Source organism: Streptomyces sp. NPDC093591 (genome assembly GCF_044764885.1).
GTDB lineage: Bacteria > Actinomycetota > Actinomycetes > Streptomycetales > Streptomycetaceae > Streptomyces.
Genome location: NZ_JBIWIY010000022.1, coordinates 77,021 through 96,130, shown reverse-complemented (window position 1 = coordinate 96,130; position 19,110 = coordinate 77,021). Strand labels below are relative to the sequence as shown.

The window sequence follows — 19,110 nt, the reverse complement described above, 5'->3', positions numbered from 1 at the left end:
CGTGCTGTGCTGTGCCGTACGCGGGGGGCGGGCCGGGCGGTGACGTGTCCGGACGCCGCCCCGCGCGTCACAGGAACTCGTCGTAGGCGCTGCCCTGGCTCGGGGACGTCTCGTGGGAGCGGCCGGCCGGGGCGTCCGCGTAGGTGCTCCGCCTGCCGCCGGACCCCGGGGTCCGAGGGGTCCCGCCGAGGGTGAGGCTCAGCGTGTCGGTCAGCTGGACCTGACCACGGACGGGCAGCGGGATCCGGTTGCCGCCCTTGCGCACCACCGCGCCGCCCTCGCGGCTGCGCCGGACCGCGTACGGGCCGTGCGCGCGCCGCTCGATGCGCGGGCTGCGATGGGCCTCGGCGACGGCGAACTCGTACCACTGCTTGTTGTTGCCGTGTCCGGCCTTGTGCTCGTTGAGGACGGTGCCGTCCTCGGAGACGAGCTGCAGCACCAGCCCGAACGGGTCCCGCCGGCGCTTGAGCAGCCCCAGCCAGGCGACGACGGCCACGGCGGCCAGCGCGAGCGCGACGGCGCCGGACACGAACCCCCACCAGTACTTGTCCCAGATCCCGGGCTCCGGCGTGACCCGCACCGAGACCAAGGTGCTTTCGAGCCGCCGGTCGTCGTCGGTGGTGTCGACGACGGTGAAGGTGCCGGACAGGGGCAGGCCGTCGCCGAGGCGGTCACCGAAGGCGCTCGCGGGGGAGACCTTGATCGTGACCTTGTGGGTGCCCTGCTCACCGGGCTTGAGGGTGATCTCGTTCGGCTCGACGGAGAGCAGCCCGTCCTTCACGTCGGCGACGGACAGCCGCAGGGTGTGCGGGGCGTCGGTGGTGTTGCTGACGTCCAGGGTGCCGGTGACCGTGCCGCCGGGGTGGGTGCTGCCGGCGGGCAGTTCGAGCGGTGCCTTGACGGGCAGTTCGCCGGGCGCGACCTCGCCGGTCTCACTGCGGGTGTCGGCGCTCAGGCCCGAGGCGGTCAGCGTGGCGCTCACCGTGAGCGCCCCGTCGGCGTCCTCGGGGATGGTCACGGTGCCGGTGAAGGAGCCGTCGCTCGCCTCGGGATCGGAGCCCTTGCCGTTGTCGGCGAGGTCGAGCGCGAGCGGGGAGAAGCCGTCCCCGGTCAGCTCGCTGCGCACGCGCAGCCCCGCGTAGTCGCGCGGGTCCTTGATCTCGTAGCCCTCGCGGGTCTGCAGCCGCATGGTCACCGTGACCTTCTCACCGGCCTGCGGTGAGGGCGGGTCCATGGTGATGGCGCCGCGCAGCTCGCCCTGCCACAGCACGCTGACGGCGACGGGCAGCGAGCGGTGGCCCTCCGGGGCCTCGGCCTTCACCTTCCACGTGCCGGGCAGCGGGTCGACGATCTTCAGCGCCTCGACGGTGCCGGTGCCGCCCGCCAGCTCGAAGCGGGAGTTCTTGTACGTCCCGGAGGTGGTCGGGACCTTGTCGCCGGCCGGGTCGATGTAGCTGATCTTCACCTCGGGGTCGCCCTTGTCGACGACGATGCTGCCGACGGTGGCCAGCGGCGAGATGCCGATCTCCTGGGTGGACGGCGGCCGCTGCGGGGCGGGGCCCTCCTCGTGGCGCAGACAGTGGGCGGCGGCGAAGATCTTCTCCAGTGTGGTGCCGACGTCCTTGGCCCCGTCGACCTTGTGGGCCTTGGGAGTCGCCGAGGGGAGTGCGACGCAGCCCTTCTGGTAGCCGCCGGCGGCGATCTGGTCGAGCTGCTTCTTGTCCGGGTCGGAACCGAAGCCCAGCGGCCAGATCTGGACGTTCTGCGCGGCGGCTTCCCGCAGCGCCAGCTTCAGCTGCCGTTCGCCCTCGGCCGCGCGGTGCGAGGGATCGCCGTACTTGAAGCTGTCCTCGACGTCCATCTTCCCGTCGGTCAGCAGGAACAGCACCCGGGGCACCGAGGCGTCGGAGCCGTCGGTCAGGTCGTCCACGCCCTGCCGGATGGCGGTCGGCAGATCGGTGCCGGTGCCCTCGCTCTTCTTGCGCTTGCGCAGCTTGTCCACGCAACCGCCGACCTCCTCGCGGCCCGCCGCGTCCAGCGTGGTGCGCGGGCACACCGGGTCCACCGCGCGCTGGCCGGCCTTCTCGGCGGCGGCGAAACCGAACACCGTGACCTGCGAGGACGACGAGACGTCGCCCAGCGCGATCCGCTTGGCGGCGGCCTTCTCGGCCTTCATGTCCTCGGCTGCGAGGCTGGCCGACTCGTCCACGGCCACCGCGTAGTTGACCGCCGGGAACGCCGGTTCGGAGTCCGCCGCGGGCACCGGATCCTGACCGGCCGGTGCCAGCAGGGACACGAACACCGCGGTGCCGCCCAGCACCGAGATCGCGGCGCGGCGCACCCGGGCCCTTCCTGTCTGCCGTCTTCCCGTGACTCTTCCCACGGCGTCCCCTTGGTCTTTGAGGTTCGTGCTTGCGGTTCGTGCTTGCGGTTCTTGATGCGTCTTGCGACGTGTACGTGGTGACGCGTGTGCCTCGTGCCTGGTGCGCGCCGATGGCGTGTGCGGTGGTGCGTTGGCGTGTGTGCGGTGGTACGCCGGTGTCGCGTGCGCCCTCTGGATCAGCCCGCGGTCAGACCCCAGGCCACGGCCAGGCCCGCCGACGGGGCGAGCGAGGCCACGCCCCAGCGGATGGCGCGGTACTTGGCGGACAGGATCGAGCTGACGTCCACGGCCTGGACCAGCAGCCACCCGGCGGGGTCGCGCGCCGCCTCGGTGACCCGGGCGGACAGCCTCGCGATGTCGCGGGCGCCCACCAGATCGCCGAAGTAGGTCACCTCGTCCCGGCCGCGGACCGTGCCGGTGCGCGGCAGCAGCGCCGCGACCAGCGCGGCCACCGCGACGGCCCAGAGCACCCCGGAGAGGATCAGCGTCACGTCGGCGAGCCCGTCCCACCCGGGCGTGCCGTGCCAGCCGACGAGGAACGCGGGCAGCGCGAGCGTCCCCGACAACAGCACGGCCGCCTTGGAGTCGGCCCGGCCGAGGTCCTCGCGGACCGTGACCAGCAGCCGTTCGGCGATCCGCTCCCCCGCCCGGTCGTTGCAGTGCCGACCCCCGTCCGGCACAGGCACGACCGAGGCGGGGGAGGTCTGTGCCGCCCCGTCGGCGGTCATCGGTCCTCTTCCGCCCAGGCCCATCCGTCGTCCTCGTCTCGTCTGCGACGCCGCGGCCGCTCCCAGTCCCGCTCGTCGTCCGGGTAGTAGGGCTCCGGCCGGTAGGTCCGGGGCCGGTCGCCGGAGCGCGACTCATCCTCGGGGTCGTGGTCGGGGACCGGTCCCGAGGAGCTGAGCTCCGGCCGGCGCGGGGGCCGGCGCACTCCGGCACGACGGTCGTCGTAGGGGGCGTCGTCGTCCTGGGCACGGGGGTCGGGCCGGTAGGGCCGGTCGCGGTCCCGGGTGCGCGGGTCGTCGTAGTCGCTGCCGCCGCCCTCGCCATAGGGCTCGGACCGGCGGGTCCGGTGGCGGTCGCGGGTACCGGGGTCGTCGTAGTAGGGGTCGTCGCGTTCGTCGTAGCGCTCCGGCCGGTGGGGCCGGTCGCGGTCGCGGGCTTGTGGGTCGTCGTAGTCGGCGTCGGCTGCCGGGGAGTAGGGGTCCGGGCGGTGCGTCCGGCGCCGGGGGCCGGGGGCGTATCCGTCGTCGTCCGCCGCGTAGGGGTCCCGGTGGGGCCGGTGTCGCGGGTCGCTGTCCTCGCCGGCGTACGGCTCCCTGCGGCCGGGTCCCGGTCGGCGGGGCTCGTCCCGGGAGGGGTCGGGTCGGCGGGGGCGCCGTCGGGGCGGTTCGTCCGACACCCAGTCCGGGGTGAACTCCCCGTCCGTGGACGGCTCCAGCTGCCGGGGCTCGCGGCGGGGCGGCAGCGTTCCGAGGGGGCCCTGGATGGGGCGGCGCCGGTCCGGGTTGATGAGGTTCAGGACCTGTGTCTCCACGTCGGTGGAGGCGAGCTCCCCGCTGAGCGCCATGGTGTAGAGCCGGTCGATCCGCTCCCGCTCGTCCTGTCTGCCCTCCTGGCGGATCTTCTCCAGGAAGTCCTTGGCCCCCTCGGGATCGGCGGCCAGCATGAAGCTGAGCTGCGCGAGCTCCCCGCCCTGCAGCATGCGCCGGAACGCGTCCTGACGCTGCCGGGTCACCTCGGCCTCGGCGACCACGTCCCGCTTCTTCTTCGCGTGCTCGATGGCGTCGTCGTCCACCCCCAGGCGGACGTACAGCCGTACCCGCAGGCCGAGTTCGGCCCCCAGATCGCTCCAGCGGCCCCCGGCGCACTCGCGCGTGATGACCCGGTTGGCCTGTTCGGCGTCGGTCACCCGGTAGGACCGCGTGACCTCGTGCAGCCGTTCCAGGATGGGGGAGGTGAGCCGCTTGGCGACGTCCTTCACGGCCTGAACGGCGACCAGATGGGGGTCGGTCACCTCCCACTCGATGTCCACCTCGGCCTTGAAGAAGGCGGTGCTGCCGGCGGCCGGGAGCTCCATCCGCAGGGGCGTCACGAAGGTGCCGACCGCGATCTCGCACGCGGTGTACGGCCGGGCGAGCGCCCGCTTGTCGACGTGCCGGACGCCGAAGGCGGTGACCACGCTGTAGCCGCCGTTGCGGTAGAACACCACCGAGGTCTTCTCGGCACTGATCGGCGGCAGCCCGGCCGTCGGCGTGTACTCCTTCAGGAACGGGCCCGTGGGGGTCGAGTCGGCGGCGGCCCGCTTCGCCTGCAGCCGCTGCTTCGCCTTCGCCCTCGCGTCGTCGTTGTCAGCCATGCCTCTCCTCCTGGCCCGTCCGTTCCGCCGGTGAGACGGCGAGCCACCACAGGTCGCGCGCCTTCGGTTCGGGGAGCGGCTTCTCCGGGTCGTTCATCATTCGGCGCAACAGCCAGTCCAGCCGCCGCCGGTCGTTCGCCTCGGTGGCCAGCGCGGGCAGCAGCGCCGCCAGCCCCGGCCGGGTCCACTCGGTGCCGTCCTTGCGCACCGCCGACCGCAGCAGCGCCTCCAGCGCGTCCATCGCCACGTCCTTCGAGCGCGCCGTGTTGAGCGCGGTCCACAGCAAGTCGGCCATGGGGACGACGAGTTCGGGCCGGGTGGCGGCGAGGGCCAGCGGCAGCGGCCAGTCGCCCCGGTCGCCCAGCGGGGAGGACTCGGGGTCGTCCGTCAGCACCTCGTCCACCCTGGTCAGCGCCAGCCGGACGGTGGTCACCAGGCCCAGGTCCTGGTACGGCTCCTTCTTGTGGTGGGTCCACTCGGCCACGCGCTTCAGCACCTGGGGGGCATCGGGCAGCGTCAGCAGCCGTACGACGTTGAAGGAGCTGACAGCGAGCTGCTCGCCCTCGTCCCGGATCCCGATCCGGGCCAGGGCGTCCAGGGTGTCGTCCGTGGTGGCGGCGGCGTTGCCGTAGCCCAGTGCCATCGCGGCGGTCCAGCGCAGCGACTTGGTGCCGTTGCCGCTCCAGTCCCCGATGATTCTGTGCACGGTCCGGCGGTGGGAGTCGTGACCGGCGGCCTGGTCCATGGTGGTGGCCGCGAAGATCCGCCGACGGGGCGTGGAGGCCTCGGCGAGCGGCCGTACCAGCTCGGTGTAGCCGTGGTCGAAGTCCCGTACGCACAGCTCACCGGCGGCGACCGCGGCGCGCATCCACACCTGGGAGCGCGGATCGTCCGCGAGCAGCCGCAGCCAGCGCACCACCGGCGCCCGGACCGGGAAGTGCCGGTCCCACAGCTCGGTCAGCACCGCGGACGGCAGGGCGGAACCCCGGTACCAGATCAGCCGGGCCGGCACGTCGTGCCCGGCCACCTCGACCTTGCCGTCGGTGAGTTCGGCGCGCGAGAGGGCCTTGTCGACCTCCGGGTCGTCGCAGAACAAGGGGCGGGCCGGTGTGTTGTCCGGGTCGCTCTGGACGGACAGTTCCCAGGTCAGCAGGTGTGCGACGGCGGCCACGGCGCTGTACGACGCCCCGCCCAGCACGGCCAGCGCGATACGGAACGCCACCGGCTGGAACAGCGTCGCCGTGTCCGGCCGGCGGGGCTTGCCCTCCGCGTCGACCCTGGGCGCGGTGAGCGCCCGGTCCACCCCGGCGAACCACTCCTGGGCCTGCTCGGCGGCGATGCTGCGGCAGCCGGACAGCAGCTCCTCGTACGAGGTGGTCCCCAGTACATGCCCGGCCAGCAGCGAGGCGAGCAACTCGGCCTCGGCGGGGCGCAGATCCTTCAGCCCGACGGCGTCCTTGACCTCGGCGCGTGCCCAGAGGTCCTCCGCCCGCGCCAGCAGCTCGGCCGGCGGGGGATCTCCCTCCCGGGGCTCGCCGGCCCGCTCCTCCAGCCGCTCGCGCAGCCGGGTGGCGAGCAGCTCCTGGGTGGGCGCGGGCGGGCAGAGCATGCCGTACCGCCCGGCCAGCAGCGCGTTCGCCGCCGACCCGACGGTGACGACGATCACCGCGAAGGCCTCGCGGCGGGCCAGGGCCGCGGCGAGCTCGTCGAGGTCCATCTCGTCCGGGGGCAGCGCGTCGGGCCGGGTGAGGGACAGCTCCAGCAGATAGCCGGTGCCGCGCCGCGCCTCCTCGCCCTCGTCGTCCAGCGTCTGGGCCAGCTGCCGTGGCCCGCCCTCCGGGTCGACCCGGAGCACCCGGGGACCGGCGGCGGGCTCGGCGCCGGTGTCGTCCGTCGCGCGCCGGGTGACCTCGTCGAGGAGCGACAGCGCCGTACTCGTACGTCCCGTGCCCGGCGCGGCTCCCAGCACCAGCAGCCGCCGGGCGCGCAGTGCGCCGCGCAGCCGTATGTACCCCTGCGGCACCACATGGTCCCGGCGGAGCCTGCGCAGCTCCTCCTCGGGCACGGGGCCGCTGCGCATGCCGGGGCCGAGCGGGCGCGAGCCCAGCAGCAGGTTGAAGTTGTCGCCGATGTGGGCGCTCTGGAGCCGTGAGTGGGCGAAGCTGATCAGGTCCCGGCGGACGTCGAACAACTGCCGGGTGGCCAGGCGGGTCCGCGCGGCGGCGGCGAGATCGGTGGGCCCGTCCTCGCCCTGGTCGTCCGCGAGGGGATCGCGGGTGCGCTCCTTGAACCGCCCCGCGGCGCGCTCCCGTTCCTTCTCCCGCTCCTTCTCCTTCTCCGACTCCTCGTCCTCCGCGGACTTGGACTTGTCGTCGTCGGACCTGCCGTCGTCGCCACGGGCGCCGTCGTCCCGGTCCTGCTTCCTGTCGTCCCCGGCCTTCTTGCCGTCGTCGGACGACCGCCCCCCGCCGGGCTGCTCAGAGGTGTCGACGGCAGCGCCGCCCGCCTGCTCGTCGTCGCTCACCCGGCTCAGTCCTTCCCCTGCTCGGTCACGCGGTTGTTGGACCCGCCCATCTGCACGGGCCCGTGGTAGACGTTGTGCTCGTTATGGAAGGCGTCGCCCTTGACGTTTTGATGAATGCCGACGTCACCGGGCCGACGGCCGGACGTGTCCACGACCGCGAACTCGTCCTCGTCGCCGTCGTCGAGGTCGTCGAACGCGTCGTCGAAGGCGGACAGCGGACCACCGGCGGGCGAGGGCGTCGACGGCGTCGGCGACGCGGCCGCCGGCCCGGCCCCGGGGATCTCCGGAGCGGGCCGCCCCGGCAGGTGGAACCAGGCGGTGACCGGACCCTCCTTGAGCTCCAGCCGGGCCGGGGAGTAGTGCGCGGGCTCGATGAACTTGCCGCCGCCGCTGACCACGTCCTCGTACAGCGACTGGGAGGTCACCAGCACGAGGTCGGCCTTCTCGGCGTCGAGGAGTTGCCGGGCGACGGGGGAGTCGGCCAGGCGGCAGGCGAGGTCGACGGCCCGTCCGCTGATGCCCCGCTCGTCGTGCCGGACCGGGCCGACGTGCATGCCGATGCGCAGCCCGAGGGGGACGGCCAGGTCACGGTTCTCGTCGCGCAGCTTCTCGTGCACCTCGATCAGCCACAGGCCGAGCAGCCGGCTCGCCGCGATCCGCCCCGGCACCGACAGCAGCACGCCGTCGCCGCGGTCCTCCGTGTGCACGACTTCCCATGCCACCCTGGCGTGGCTGAAGGCCGTCTCCAGCACCCGGTAGATCCGGGCGCGCATGCGCGGCTTGTCGACGTCGTCGTACGCGCCGGAACGTCTGGCGTCGACGCTGATCACCAACTCGTAGTGTGCTTCGGTGAGTTCCAGAGCGTCGTGGTTCAACCATGCCCCCTGCATGTTCTTTCCGCTTGCCGAAGAGGTGGTTCGTGCTGCCGAAGAGGTGGTTCGTCCTGCCGGGGACGTGGTCCGCGGAGGTGGCCCGTCCCTCAGGGTCAGGCCCGGGGCGCGAGGCGTCTGTAGCCGTTTACACACGGCGGGGCGTGGGCCTACTCCTGATGACCGTCCGCGAGGAGGGCGAGCAGCCCGGGTTCGAGGATCTCCACCATCCGGTTGCCGGTGCGCACGATGTTCTGGGTGCGCAGCAGCCGTAGGGCCTTGGCGACGGCTTCGCGGGTGGCGCCTATCGTGGCGGCCAGTTCGTCCTGGGCCAGTTGGACGACGGGGCCGGCGGTGGCGGCGGCGCGTGTGGGGCCCGCCGCGGTGGGGGTGTAGGGGCCGGAGGGCTCGGCTCCCGAGAGTTCGGTGAGCCGGCTGGCCAGGCGTTGCAGCACGGTGAGCGAGGCGAGCGCGGACCGTTCCTGGTCGGCGCTGCGGAGCCGGGAGGTCAGCTGACGTATCACCAGGCCGCTGACGCGGGGATGCAGGGCGAGGAAACGACGAAACGCATCCCCGGATATGACCTGGGCCTCTATGGGCCCCAGCGCACGCACGGTGGCGCTTCGGGGATGCGGATCCAACGCGGCCATCTCACCGAGGAGTTCGCCCGGGCCGCGCAGGCCGAGTATCAGCCGGGTGGCCCCACGGTCCGTCGCCACGGATACGGTCACCCACCCCTGAAGAATGATCACGACGTGACTGGTCCGGTCGCCCTCCGTGAGGAGATGGGCGTCGGCCGGGTAGTGCTTCCGGTTGCCGAGGGCCATGACGCTCTCGTGCTCCTGGGGAGTCAACGTGTGCGCGAACGCCCGCTCATTGCCGAGCAGCCCCATGGCCAGCCCCCCGCCGCATTCCGGACGCCTGGGATTTCGATGGGTGTTGATGGTGGCAGGGCAAACTTCCGGGCCGAGTGGATTGCGCCATACCGGGGGTACTGGCCGGTAGTTGCGGAATGCCAGGTTGGTCGCCCTGCCGCCGTGCCCCTGTGCCGTACACCGACCACCACCACCCGGCGCAGGTCGCCGCTGCCACGCCCTTCCCCGAGGGGACGAGCGTGAGGTCAGCCACACCACTCGAACAAGGAGCCGCATCGCCTTCGTGATTCGGTCAGCCGATGGAGAGTTGGCGAAAACTCAGGTTTGCGGTGTGACAGGGGTGATGGAGAGGTGGTGGCGAGGTGAGGGGGCGGTGAGCCGGGAGGGGCAGAGGGCGTAGTGCCGCCGGATTCGGACCGGCATCCTCGACACGATCGCCGCGCTGAGCCTGCCGCGCGACCACTCGTCCCGAGTGAGCCCTCATGACCCTCGGCTGTGATCGCCCCTCAGCTGCGATCACCCTCAGCCGCGACGCCCCTCGGCCGCGCGCTCCGCAAAAGTTGCGGTTGTCCGGGTGGTTCCACAACGAGATCACGAACCCCGGCGCGCCTCGGGGACATATTGGTCATTTTCCTATTAACCTCCCATAACTGTACGAAGTCGATCTGTCACGGATCGCAATCAACTCACTTCACCGGAGATGACATGCACAACCTTCGCAAGGCTGCCGTCGTGGCCGTCGCCCTCGGCAGCGTCGGCATCCTGAGCGCCGGCACCGCCACCGCCCAGGGCATGGACGGCCACGGCGGCAAGACCAGCGTCCTGCAGAGCTCCTCCTGCAAGTCGCACGACCTGAACGTCGACGTCCTCGGCCAGGTCGGCGTGCTCAACGGCGTGCTGGGCAACGCGCTCAACGGCGAGGGCAACTCGGGTGGGCAGGACACCCACATCGGCTCGTCCATGGGCTGCGACAACAGCGCCTTCTAGCCCGTGGTTCGGAGCAGGGCATCTCTCGGCCGGCTGGTCGTCCGCATGTCGACGGAGGCCGACTGACGGGATGCCCTGGCCGGTACGGACACCGGTGCCCCATGGCGCGACCTACCGGTGGAGTACGGGCCGTCGCAGACGGTCCCTGGGATGTTCCGCCGATGGCAGTGCACCGGTGTCCGACCGGTCGTGCTCGACCTCGGAAACCGGCCAGGGGTCTGATCCACTCTCCCGGATCGGCCCCCTGGCCCGGTGGACCACGACGAAGGCCCCGACCGTGAACGGCCGGGGCCTTTCGCCTGCCCCGAGCCCTCTACCACGCCCAGCTGAGGGTCAGTTGTGCACACGACCCTTTGCTTGTTAATTCTCGGAGAACTCTTCTACAACCTTCCGCCGCATGCGTCGGTCTGCTCTCACACACAGGGATGTCTGAGGGTTCATGAAGAGGAGCTCAGAACGTGACCGTGCGTTCCTTCACCCGGCGGATGCGACCGCGAGTCGAGCGCAAGGCCGCCGAAAGGGTGTGGCAGCTGCGCACCATGCGGCGCCGCCGCACGGCAGCCGTCACGGACCCGACGCTCCGCCCGGTCGCGGTGCGCGGCCAGCGGCTCTACGGCCGGATCGTGACCCGGTTCAGCGCCGCCGACGCGGCCGCCGCCAACCTCGGCCTGGTCGTCGCCGCGCTGGAGCAGGAAGGCATCCCCCACTTCCTGGTGCCGACCTCGCGTACGCGCCACACGGTCGGTGTGAACGCCGTCGACCGGGAGCGTTTCCTCACCACCCTGGAGGCGCAGAACGCGGGGAAGGCGGTGTTCATCGGCAGACCGCTGCCCGGCGGACAGCTCAAGAACCCCGCACTGTTCCTGGACGGCGTACTGCCGACCCCGCTGCGCACGGCCCCCGTCCTGCGGATCGGGGAGAACCACCTCGGCCCCTCCGGCCAGCTGCTCGCCGGCCCGGAACTCGCCTGCGACGTCGAGTTCTGGGAGGACGGCGCCCAGCTCCTCGCCTCCGACGACGGCCCCCGGCGCCTGGCCAAGGTGCAGCCGCAGGCGTCCGAGGACATCTTCGCCGAGTCCCTCGTCGCGCCCCGCAACAATGGCATCACGGACGTACTGCCGGCCTCCGAGCAGAAGCCGGCCACGGTCCGGATCGGCGACCGGGAGCTGCCGACCTTCGCCCCGCTCACCGTGCCGACCGTGAGCGACGTGACCTTCCCCGTCGACGTCGTCTACACCTGGGTGGACGGCGAGCAGCCGGAGATGAGGGCCAAGCGGGCCCGGTACCAGGGCCAGGGCATCGCCGAGATCCTGGACAAGGAGACCAACGCCTCCCGCTACACCAGCCATGACGAGCTGAAGTACTCACTGCGCTCACTCGCGATGTACGCCGACTTCGTCCGGCACATCTACATAGTGACGGACCGTCAGAAGCCGCACTGGCTGGACGACTCGGCCCCGGGCATCACGGTCGTCGACCACCGCGACATCTTCCCGCCCGACGTCCTCCCCGTCTTCAACTCCCACGCGATCGAGACCCGGCTGCACCACATCCCGGGCCTGTCGGACCACTACCTCTACTTCAACGACGACGTGTTCGTCGGCCGCCGGGTCACCGCCGAGCACTTCTTCCACGGCAGCGGCCTGATGAAGATCCCGGTCTCCCCGCTGAAGATAGGCGTCGGCAAGCCGCACGCCGAGGAGACGGCCACCAACTCCGCGAGCAAGAACGTCCGCAGGCTGCTGCTGGAGAAGTTCGGCCGGATGACGACCAACAACTTCATGCACACTCCTCTGCCGCAACAGCGCGAAACCCTGCGGGCCCTGGAGGAACTCTTCCCGGCGGACGTCAGCCGCACCACGGCGTCCCGCTTCCGCTCGCCGCAGGACATCGCCATGACGGCCCCGCTGCTCTACCAGTACGCGCTGATGACCGGCCGCGGAGTGCCCGGGAAGTACAGCTTCCGGTACGTGAACATCAGCCGCCCGGACGCCGACAAGCGCCTGGCCGACCTGCGCCGCAACCGCCGCTTCGACTTCTTCTGCCTCAACGACGTCGACGTGCCACCCGAGGAGCGGGAGCAAGTCGGCGCCCGGATGGACGAGTTCCTGGAGGACTACTTCCCCTTCCCGAGCCCCTTCGAGAAGCAGAAGTAACGGGGCCGGGGGGCATGGACATGGGGGGCATGGACATGAGGGGCACGGACATCCGTCACCGCTTCGGACTGCCGGGGGGCATCCGAGCGGCCAGGAACCTTGTTTTACGCTTGCGGCTCTGGCTGACGGCCCGGCTCTGGGCGCTGCGCGCGACCCGAGCCCGACGGCGCCTGCAAACCGCCGTACCCGGACTGCACCGGGTCACCTTCGGACCGATACGGCTCTACGGCCGTACGGTCGCCGACTACACCGCCGCGGACGCCGTCGAAGCCGATCTGGAGCGGGTGTGCACCCTGCTGGAAGGGCTCGGAGTCCCGTACTTCCTGGTCCCCGCAGACCACGGACACGGTGCGCCGCGGCAGGTCATCGGCGTCGAGGAGAGGCACCGCGGCGCGCTTCTCTCCCGGGCCGCCCAGCGCTTCGCCGGCACCGTCGGGTACGTCGGCGCCGTGGGGCCGGACGGCACTGTGACGACCGCGGCGCTGTGGGCCGACGGCAAGCTGCCGCGGGCGCTGGGACGGGCCGCGGTGCTCCGTACCGGCGTGGTGCGCCTGGGCCCGGAAGGGCAGGTGCTCACCGGCCTGGAGACGGGGTGCGACATCGAGTTCTGGCGTCACGGCCGGGAACTCGGCACCACCCCGGGCACGGACCCCTCCTGGCTCACCGTCCCCGGCAGCCGCCTGCCGGACGTCTTCGGTCCGGCGCTGGTCGCCCCGCGCCGCAACGCCGTGTCGGAAGTGCTCCCGGTGGCGGCGCAGCAGCCGGCCGCGGTGGCCTGCCGCCGCCGCAGCGTGCCGACGTTCGCCCCGTTCGCCGAGCCGGGCATCGACGAGGTGCGCTTCCCGGTGGACGCCGTGTACACCTGGGTCGACGGGAACGACCCGGCGATGGCCGCGAAGCGCGGAGCCCATCAGGCCCTGTCCTCGAACGTCATCGCCGCCCGCGAGACCGGCGCCTCCCGCTACACCAGCCACGACGAACTGAAGTACGCGCTGCGCTCCCTGGAGATGTACGCCGGTTTCGTCCGGCACGTCTACCTGGTGACCGACTCCCAGATCCCCGCCTGGCTGGACCCGGACGCGCCGGGCCTGACGGTGGTGGACCATCGGGACATCCTCCCGCCCGACGCGCTCCCCGTCTTCAACTCACACGCGATAGAGAGCCGCCTGCACCACATCCCGGGCCTGTCCGACCGCTACCTCTATTTCAACGACGACGTCTTCATCAATCGCCCGGTAGGAGCCGAGCACTTCTTCCACGGCAACGGCATAGCCCGCATTCCCCTGTCCCCCCTGAAGCTCGGACTCGGCGCCCCGCATCCCCTGGAACCGGCCCCGAACTCCGCCGGCAAGAACGCCCGCGAGGTGATCCGGCACTTCCACGGCAGACACATCACCCACAAGTCGCTGCACACCCCGCACCCCCAACTTCTGTCGGTCATGCGGGAAATGGAAAGCCTGGAAATCGAGGAGCTGAAGCAGACTTCCTACTCCCGTTTCCGCTCCACCACCGACATCGCTCCGGCGTCCACGCTCCACCACCACTGGGCCATCGCGACGGGCCGCGCCGTCCCGTCCGACTACCGCTTCCGCTACGTCCAGCTCGGCACCCCGGACATGCACCGCCGTCTGGCCCGTCTCGCGGCCGGCGAGGACATCGACTTCTTCTGCCTCAACGACGTGGACACCGCCCCGGCGGCCAGAGCGGCGGCCGAGGCCGCCATCCACACGTTCCTGGAACGCAAGTACCCGTTCCCGAGCCGCTTCGAAGGGCGCACTCGGGCCACCTCGCGCCAGGTCGCACCGCTCACGGTGCGAGTCCCGCCGCAGCCGACCCGGGAGGAAGCACAGCGCTGCGATTGACGCCGTCCGCGTCAGGGTGCGCTAAGCGGCCTTGGGCCGCCCGCGGCGCAGGCCCGGGGCCGGCTCCTGTTCGTCGTCGAGCGGGAAGATCTCGTCCTCCCCGAAGTCAGGGGCCTGGAAGGGGCTTGTCGTCGGAGGCGGCGATGCCGTGGCGGAACGGCGGGGTTGCCCTTCCGGAGCGGAGAACAGCGACGTCAGGTCGATGAGAGGTCTGCCTTTCGTTACAGGTCCCTGAGGGCCTGGCGTGCCGTGACCGGGCACAGCGGTCCTACAGCTTGGTCATCTTGGCGTACGGGCTCAGGATCCGCATCTGCGCCGAGCCGAAATCCACGAGTGCTGCGATTCCGTCCTCGATGCCGATCACTCGGCCGAGGCCGTGCACGTCATGCGTGACCTGGTCACCCACGGCGAAGTGCTTGGGAGCCGGTGCGACCGGGGCCTTGAAGGGGCTGGTGGGCAAGTGACGCTTCGGTACAAGAGGCTTTGTCATTGCCCCCAGTATGGGCCCACGAGCCGCCGTCGCGCTGTGGCCGCCCACACAGCCTCCGGTCGGCCGGGCCCGGTTCGTCTCGGGAATCAGTTTCTGATCATGCCCTGAGCCAGGCGCTGAGCAGGGTGGCGCTCACCAGAGTGCCCTCTCGACGGTCACGGATGCGTGGGCGTACATCAGGCCTGGTTGTAGAGGGTCGCCAGGTCGATCAGCCGAATGTCCGAGCGGGCCGTCGCTGCTGCCTGCGCCTTGTCGTGGAATCCGGCGCCGCTGAAGCAGATGAGCTGTGTGTGGGTCGTGTCGTAGCGTCCTGCCTGAGCGACGAGGTCGCGGATGTGCCGAAGGCGTTCGATGTGGGCGGCGCCCATGGTGTCGTTCCACTTGGCCTCTCCGAGGGCGAGAAGGGGAGGCTTGGCGCCGTCCGTGATTCCGATGACCGCCACGTCGACCTCATGGCCGGTGCGGGCCTTGGGGTCGTGGACGACGCCGTGTCCTACGCGGGCGGGCAGACCGCCCAGAATCTCGGGGTCGGCGTGATGCAGAGCCCAGTCCCGGCAGACCTGCTCGAAGTGGGGCCCGAGGACGTTGCTGACGAAGCGGCGACGGCTGGCGTGCCAGACCCGTGCCGCGCTGCCCGGGCGTTCGAGCTGGTCCCAGACCGGTCGCATGATCGCGTGGTAGAAGCCGATCAGCGGTTCGGCGATGCGGTAAGTGGGACGGTTGTCACGGAAGGCATCCGCGTCCCGGTGCAGGAGGCCTGCGTCTTCGAGGACGTTGATGGGATGGGCGATGTCGGTGGCCTTGCGCTCCAGGTAGGCGGCCATGCCCCCGCGTGTGGCGTTGCCGTCGGCGACGGCGGCCAGAACGGACAGGTACAGGGCGGTGTCGCGAAGGTCGGGCTCTTCGGCCAGCAGATAGCGGGCTTCGCGGAAGAGGGGGGTTTCAGGGTTGAGGACGGTGCGGACGACCCAGTCGTCGAAGTCATCCGGCCCCTTTGGCGTGTCGCCGCGTGCGAATTCGCGCCGATAGGCCGGGGTGCCGCCCACGATCGCGTTCACCTGCATGGCCAGGTGAGGGTCGGTGATGTCCCAGAATTCGGCGGCGAGGCGGTGGTCGAGGGGGCGGACGACCAGCTCCAGCCCGGCTCGTCCGCGCAGTGGGGCGTTACCTGAGAGCAGCCGTCCCATGAAGGACAGCGCCGAGCCGCACAGCAGCAGCCGGGTACGTGAGCCGGTGCGCTGGTCACGCAGAGGACGCAACGCCTCTTGGATGATCGAGGGCAGCTCGGGGTTGGCCTTGGCGAGGTACGGAAACTCGTCGATCACCACGGGGACGGGCTGCTCGGCGCCGAGCGCGAGGAGTGCGTCGACGGCCTCTGCCCAGTCGGCGAAGTGGAACGGGCTGGCGGGCCGGACGTGGGCTGTCAGCGCCGTGCTGATCCGCCGTAGCGACTCGGCATCGGCGGCCTCGGTCGCACCGAAATAGAACCCTCCGGCGGCACGGCAGGCGGCGTCCAGCAGGAACGTCTTGCCCTGGCGGCGGCGCCCGGAGACCACGCCCAGAGTCGCGCCGGGCTGCGGATCGGTGATGAACCGGCTCAGCGCCGACCACTCGTAGTCCCGGTCGAACATCTCGGCAGGCTTGTCCACGAGGGCCCCAGATATAGAAGTACACCTACATAAAACATACTCCTAGTTCTGGCGCACTCCTTGGTGTCCTCGTCACTCTCGACGTTCCGCCGCTCCCAATGGCGCCCTGGCGCATGCGGTTAATGTCGAGAATGTCGCAAGCAAATGGGACCGACACTGAGACCAGGGCATGCCGAAGACCCCGGCTGCCACAGCATCCGGGGTCTTCGTTTCGCCTGTTCAGGCGGCTGCGGAGGATACGAGATTCGAACTCGTGAGGGGCTGCCCCCAACACGCTTTCCAAATGTTCGTCTGGGGGTTCCGTGAGAGCCGTAGGCGTTCTGACCTGCGGTGGAGCGAGGGATGGCGAGGGTTTCGGATGGCGTCGGACGAGAGTGAATGAGACCAAATCTGAGACCACGCGGCTACCCGGGCATGACGTCGTGAATGCGGGAGAGGGTGAAGACCCGCTCGTCGTTGCGCAGGTGGCACCAGGCGTACAGGTAGGGCGGGTCGAGATCGAGCTCGCTGAGGGTCCGTACGGTGCGGCTGCCCGAGGCGGCGACGTATTCGATGGTGACCGGCTGGCCTTCGTTGACAGCATGGGCCAGCTGACGAACGTCGCTGAGGGATAGCTGACGGGCGTACCCGGCGATGATTTCCTCGGTGTCGCTGTCGAAGGGGAGGCCGTTGTACGGGTCGGGCTGCGGGGAGTCCGGTGGCGCCGTCTTCAGCCGAGTGGCCAAGGCACGCAGGTCGGCCGTCGCCGGAGCCTCCGCCGTCCGGCCGTCGGTCTTCCGGCGGCGGGAGAGGCCGCCGGACAGGCGCGGGGACGGGACCGGAGCGACGGCACGGTGGCCCTGCGCCTTCTCGATTCGTACCGCCCCGTCGGCGGTCTCGGCGACTGGGGCATAGCCCGCGGCCCGGAGCGCGGCGAGGGTTTTGTCGAGCGAGGTCCGGCTTACCAGCACAGTCGGCGCCAGGTGCCGCAGGCCGAGTTGGGCGAGCCCCCGGTGGGCGGCCAGCTCGGTCAGGAGTGCGGGCTCTTCGCTGTGGAGCACGCAGGCCGCGGGGGCGATGCGCACCCGGCCGTGACCGCGCGCGGTGTCGTGGATCAGGTAGGCCAGCGGCTGGGGGAGAGTCTCTACGGCGACGGCGGCCAGGTCGGCTTCGATGGCACCGGGGGTGCGGCCGGCGTCGAGCGCCCGGCGGACGGTGCCGGGGCTGAACCGCCACACCCACGCCGTGCCGCCGGATTCGCGGTCGGCGACCGAGTCCAGCAGCGTGGCGAGGCGGGCGGCCGGCGTGCCGGTGACGACGGCCGTGAGGTCGGCGCCGAAGCGGGCGGACGCGGTGGCGGCGGGAAGCAGCCGTCGGCACGCAGCGGCCAGTGTCTCGGCGTCATCGTCCGGCCGGGCGGACAACAGGGCGGTCCCGATGGGGGACAGAGTGCCCCGGGCGAGAACGCCGAGCAACTCCGCCTCGCGGATCACGGTGGCGAACGGCGTGGAGTCCTGGGGCAGCGGATCGGCGAGTGGACGGTGCCAGGCGACAAGTGGGCCCAGGTCCACATGACTCTTCACGCCCTGCCCCACTGGGAGCCGTGCCGCGGCGGTGAGGAGACCCTCCCGGGCCTGCAGACAGCCGCCGCAGGGAGGTGTTCCGGCAAGCACGGGCAGCAACTTGCCGTCCTCGTCGCGGGCCTGACCGGGGGTGAGCTGCAGGGTCCGCCACGCCTGGAGAAGCACCGCGAACTGTTCGGCCGGTTCCTGTTGCGCCCAGGCGTCGTAGCCTTCTGCCGCCGAAACCCTGTCGCCATCCCGTGCCAACAGCCCCGTCGCGTACGCTGTTTCGAACACCATGCGCACCACGGCGTCGCCACAGCGTGCTGCCTTGCTGATCCGGGAGAGTTCTCGTGATCCGATCCCGCCGCTCTTCAGCCGGGTCGGCGGCGAGGCGGCGCACACCGTGAGAACCGAGGCGGCATGAGCGCCGAACGCCATTGCCGCGGCCGTCGCCTCGCGGTCCACCTCGGCCGGGGTGACGAGCATGACCGGCACGTCGGGCGGGGCGGGCTCGAACGGAGCGCGCCAGCCGGGCCCGCGCAGTGCGAGCGCCACCTCGGCCGGCATACGAGCTGTTCCGTACCCGCGACGGTCCTGAACCAGCAGTCCCCGCTCCAGCGCCCATCGCGCACCCGGCTCCGAGTCGATCCCCGGAGCCCCGAACACAATGAACTCCGACCGCTCCGACGCGGTCCTCGCCCGGCGCTCAAGCAGCTTGCGGGTCGCCACCGGAGCCCGTGCCACGAGTTCAGCGATCCGTCTCCGGTCGCCGTGATGTTCCACCAGGTCCGCCAGCCGCTGCTGCTTGGTGCCACCGGACTTGATCCCCAACGCCCCCAGCATGCGGCGCAGTTCGTCGGAGGTGGTGTCCTTCAGCAACTGCCGCAGCGGCGGGTCCAGTCCCAGCGGAGCGTCCCAAGCCTGCCGCAGCGGTGCCACCATGCGCAGCAGTCCCTCATCGTCCGGCCAGACCAGCGCGTGATCGGCCAGCGACCGAAGGGCCGAATCCAGCCCGCGAACTCGCTCCTCATCCAACCTTCCCAGCAGTTCCGCCAAGGCATTGCGGGTGGGGGACGCCAGCGCCGCGAGCGCCTCGGCCACCTGCAGGTGCGGGAGCGACAGCCGGGGCAGTACCTGTGCCACGGCGCCCGGGCGCTGAAGGCGGTCCGCCAGTTCGCCGACCGACCTCGGCTCCGGAGGGGACACGGCATCGGGTCTCGTCATGAGGACCCGCTCCAGCCGCGCCGTGCCGAGGCTTCGCAGCCAGGCGGCCAGTGTTGATCCGCTGGGCGTACTTATGGGGAACACCTCGCCGTCGAAGAGCACGATGGGTCCGCAAGGGAACCGGCACACACAGGTTTCAAGGATGGCGGACGGACAACGCCGATGAGGTCACACGAAAGGGTGCTGCA

General features: G+C 71.1%; 13 protein-coding genes. 4 read left to right on the top strand and 9 right to left on the bottom strand.

Annotation, left to right across the window (positions count from 1 at the left end):
- Positions 1–67 precede the first annotated feature (67 nt).
- The 6 genes from ACIREI_RS38390 to ACIREI_RS38365 all read right to left on the bottom strand — a co-directional run bounded on the left by ACIREI_RS38390 (position 68) and on the right by ACIREI_RS38365 (position 9,028).
- On the bottom strand, positions 68–2,341 hold the full coding sequence (locus ACIREI_RS38390) for a VWA domain-containing protein (protein ID WP_403343347.1): 2,274 nt from the start codon (positions 2,339–2,341) through the stop codon (positions 68–70).
- A 218-nt stretch (positions 2,342–2,559) separates the two neighbouring features.
- Complete coding sequence (locus ACIREI_RS38385) at positions 2,560–3,111, bottom strand: Pycsar system effector family protein (RefSeq protein ID WP_403343344.1); 552 nt, start codon at positions 3,109–3,111, stop codon at positions 2,560–2,562.
- Complete coding sequence (locus ACIREI_RS38380) at positions 3,108–4,742, bottom strand: hypothetical protein (RefSeq protein ID WP_403343341.1); 1,635 nt, start codon at positions 4,740–4,742, stop codon at positions 3,108–3,110. Before ACIREI_RS38380 ends, ACIREI_RS38385 begins: the two co-directional genes overlap by 4 nt.
- Positions 4,735–7,266 carry a hypothetical protein gene (locus ACIREI_RS38375; protein ID WP_403343338.1) on the bottom strand — a complete coding sequence of 844 codons (2,532 nt, stop codon included), beginning with the start codon at positions 7,264–7,266 and terminating at the stop codon, positions 4,735–4,737. The genes ACIREI_RS38380 and ACIREI_RS38375 overlap by 8 nt, the downstream gene beginning before the upstream one ends.
- A 5-nt stretch (positions 7,267–7,271) precedes the next feature.
- Positions 7,272–8,141, bottom strand: a complete 870-nt coding sequence (locus tag ACIREI_RS38370) for a hypothetical protein (protein ID WP_403343335.1) — start codon at positions 8,139–8,141, stop codon at positions 7,272–7,274.
- Positions 8,142–8,305: 164 nt separating this feature from the next.
- A complete protein-coding gene (locus ACIREI_RS38365) occupies positions 8,306–9,028 on the bottom strand; it encodes a Crp/Fnr family transcriptional regulator (protein ID WP_403343333.1) in 723 nt (240 codons plus the stop codon).
- Between the two features lie 687 nt (positions 9,029–9,715).
- On the opposite strand from ACIREI_RS38365, the gene ACIREI_RS38360 reads away from it, so the two are divergent.
- The 4 genes from ACIREI_RS38360 to ACIREI_RS38345 all read left to right on the top strand — a co-directional run bounded on the left by ACIREI_RS38360 (position 9,716) and on the right by ACIREI_RS38345 (position 14,015).
- Positions 9,716–9,997 (top strand): hypothetical protein, encoded by a 282-nt coding sequence (locus tag ACIREI_RS38360; RefSeq protein ID WP_403343330.1) that lies wholly within the window; start codon positions 9,716–9,718, stop codon positions 9,995–9,997.
- A 117-nt stretch (positions 9,998–10,114) separates the two neighbouring features.
- Positions 10,115–10,219 carry a hypothetical protein gene (locus tag ACIREI_RS38355; protein WP_403343327.1) on the top strand — a complete coding sequence of 35 codons (105 nt, stop codon included), beginning with the start codon at positions 10,115–10,117 and terminating at the stop codon, positions 10,217–10,219.
- A 236-nt stretch (positions 10,220–10,455) separates the two neighbouring features.
- Complete coding sequence (locus ACIREI_RS38350) at positions 10,456–12,153, top strand: stealth family protein (protein ID WP_403343324.1); 1,698 nt, start codon at positions 10,456–10,458, stop codon at positions 12,151–12,153.
- A gap of 110 nt (positions 12,154–12,263) precedes the next feature.
- On the top strand, positions 12,264–14,015 hold the full coding sequence (locus tag ACIREI_RS38345; RefSeq protein WP_403343321.1) for a stealth conserved region 3 domain-containing protein: 1,752 nt from the start codon (positions 12,264–12,266) through the stop codon (positions 14,013–14,015).
- Between the two features lie 268 nt (positions 14,016–14,283).
- Here the strand turns inward: ACIREI_RS38345 and ACIREI_RS38340 are convergent, their stop codons facing one another.
- The 3 genes from ACIREI_RS38340 to ACIREI_RS38330 all read right to left on the bottom strand — a co-directional run bounded on the left by ACIREI_RS38340 (position 14,284) and on the right by ACIREI_RS38330 (position 18,922).
- Positions 14,284–14,505: a hypothetical protein gene (locus ACIREI_RS38340; protein WP_301999445.1), complete on the bottom strand. Its 222-nt coding sequence runs from the start codon at positions 14,503–14,505 to the stop codon at positions 14,284–14,286.
- Between the two features lie 176 nt (positions 14,506–14,681).
- On the bottom strand, positions 14,682–16,154 hold the full coding sequence (locus tag ACIREI_RS38335) for an ATP-binding protein (RefSeq protein WP_403343318.1): 1,473 nt from the start codon (positions 16,152–16,154) through the stop codon (positions 14,682–14,684).
- Positions 16,155–16,558: 404 nt separating this feature from the next.
- Complete coding sequence (locus ACIREI_RS38330) at positions 16,559–18,922, bottom strand: helicase-associated domain-containing protein (protein WP_403343315.1); 2,364 nt, start codon at positions 18,920–18,922, stop codon at positions 16,559–16,561.
- Positions 18,923–19,110: the final 188 nt, after the last annotated feature.

What these genes read in the sequence shown, in the direction of transcription:
- ACIREI_RS38330 (WP_403343315.1), bottom strand. Translation starts at nt 18,922, where the DNA reads ATGACGAGACCCGATGCCGTGTCCCCTCCGGAGCCGAGGTCGGTCGGC.
- ACIREI_RS38380 (WP_403343341.1), bottom strand. Translation starts at nt 4,742, where the DNA reads ATGGCTGACAACGACGACGCGAGGGCGAAGGCGAAGCAGCGGCTGCAG.
- ACIREI_RS38340 (WP_301999445.1), bottom strand. Translation starts at nt 14,505, where the DNA reads ATGACAAAGCCTCTTGTACCGAAGCGTCACTTGCCCACCAGCCCCTTC.
- ACIREI_RS38360 (WP_403343330.1), top strand. Translation starts at nt 9,716, where the DNA reads ATGCACAACCTTCGCAAGGCTGCCGTCGTGGCCGTCGCCCTCGGCAGC.
- ACIREI_RS38385 (WP_403343344.1), bottom strand. Translation starts at nt 3,111, where the DNA reads ATGACCGCCGACGGGGCGGCACAGACCTCCCCCGCCTCGGTCGTGCCT.
- ACIREI_RS38365 (WP_403343333.1), bottom strand. Translation starts at nt 9,028, where the DNA reads ATGGGGCTGCTCGGCAATGAGCGGGCGTTCGCGCACACGTTGACTCCC.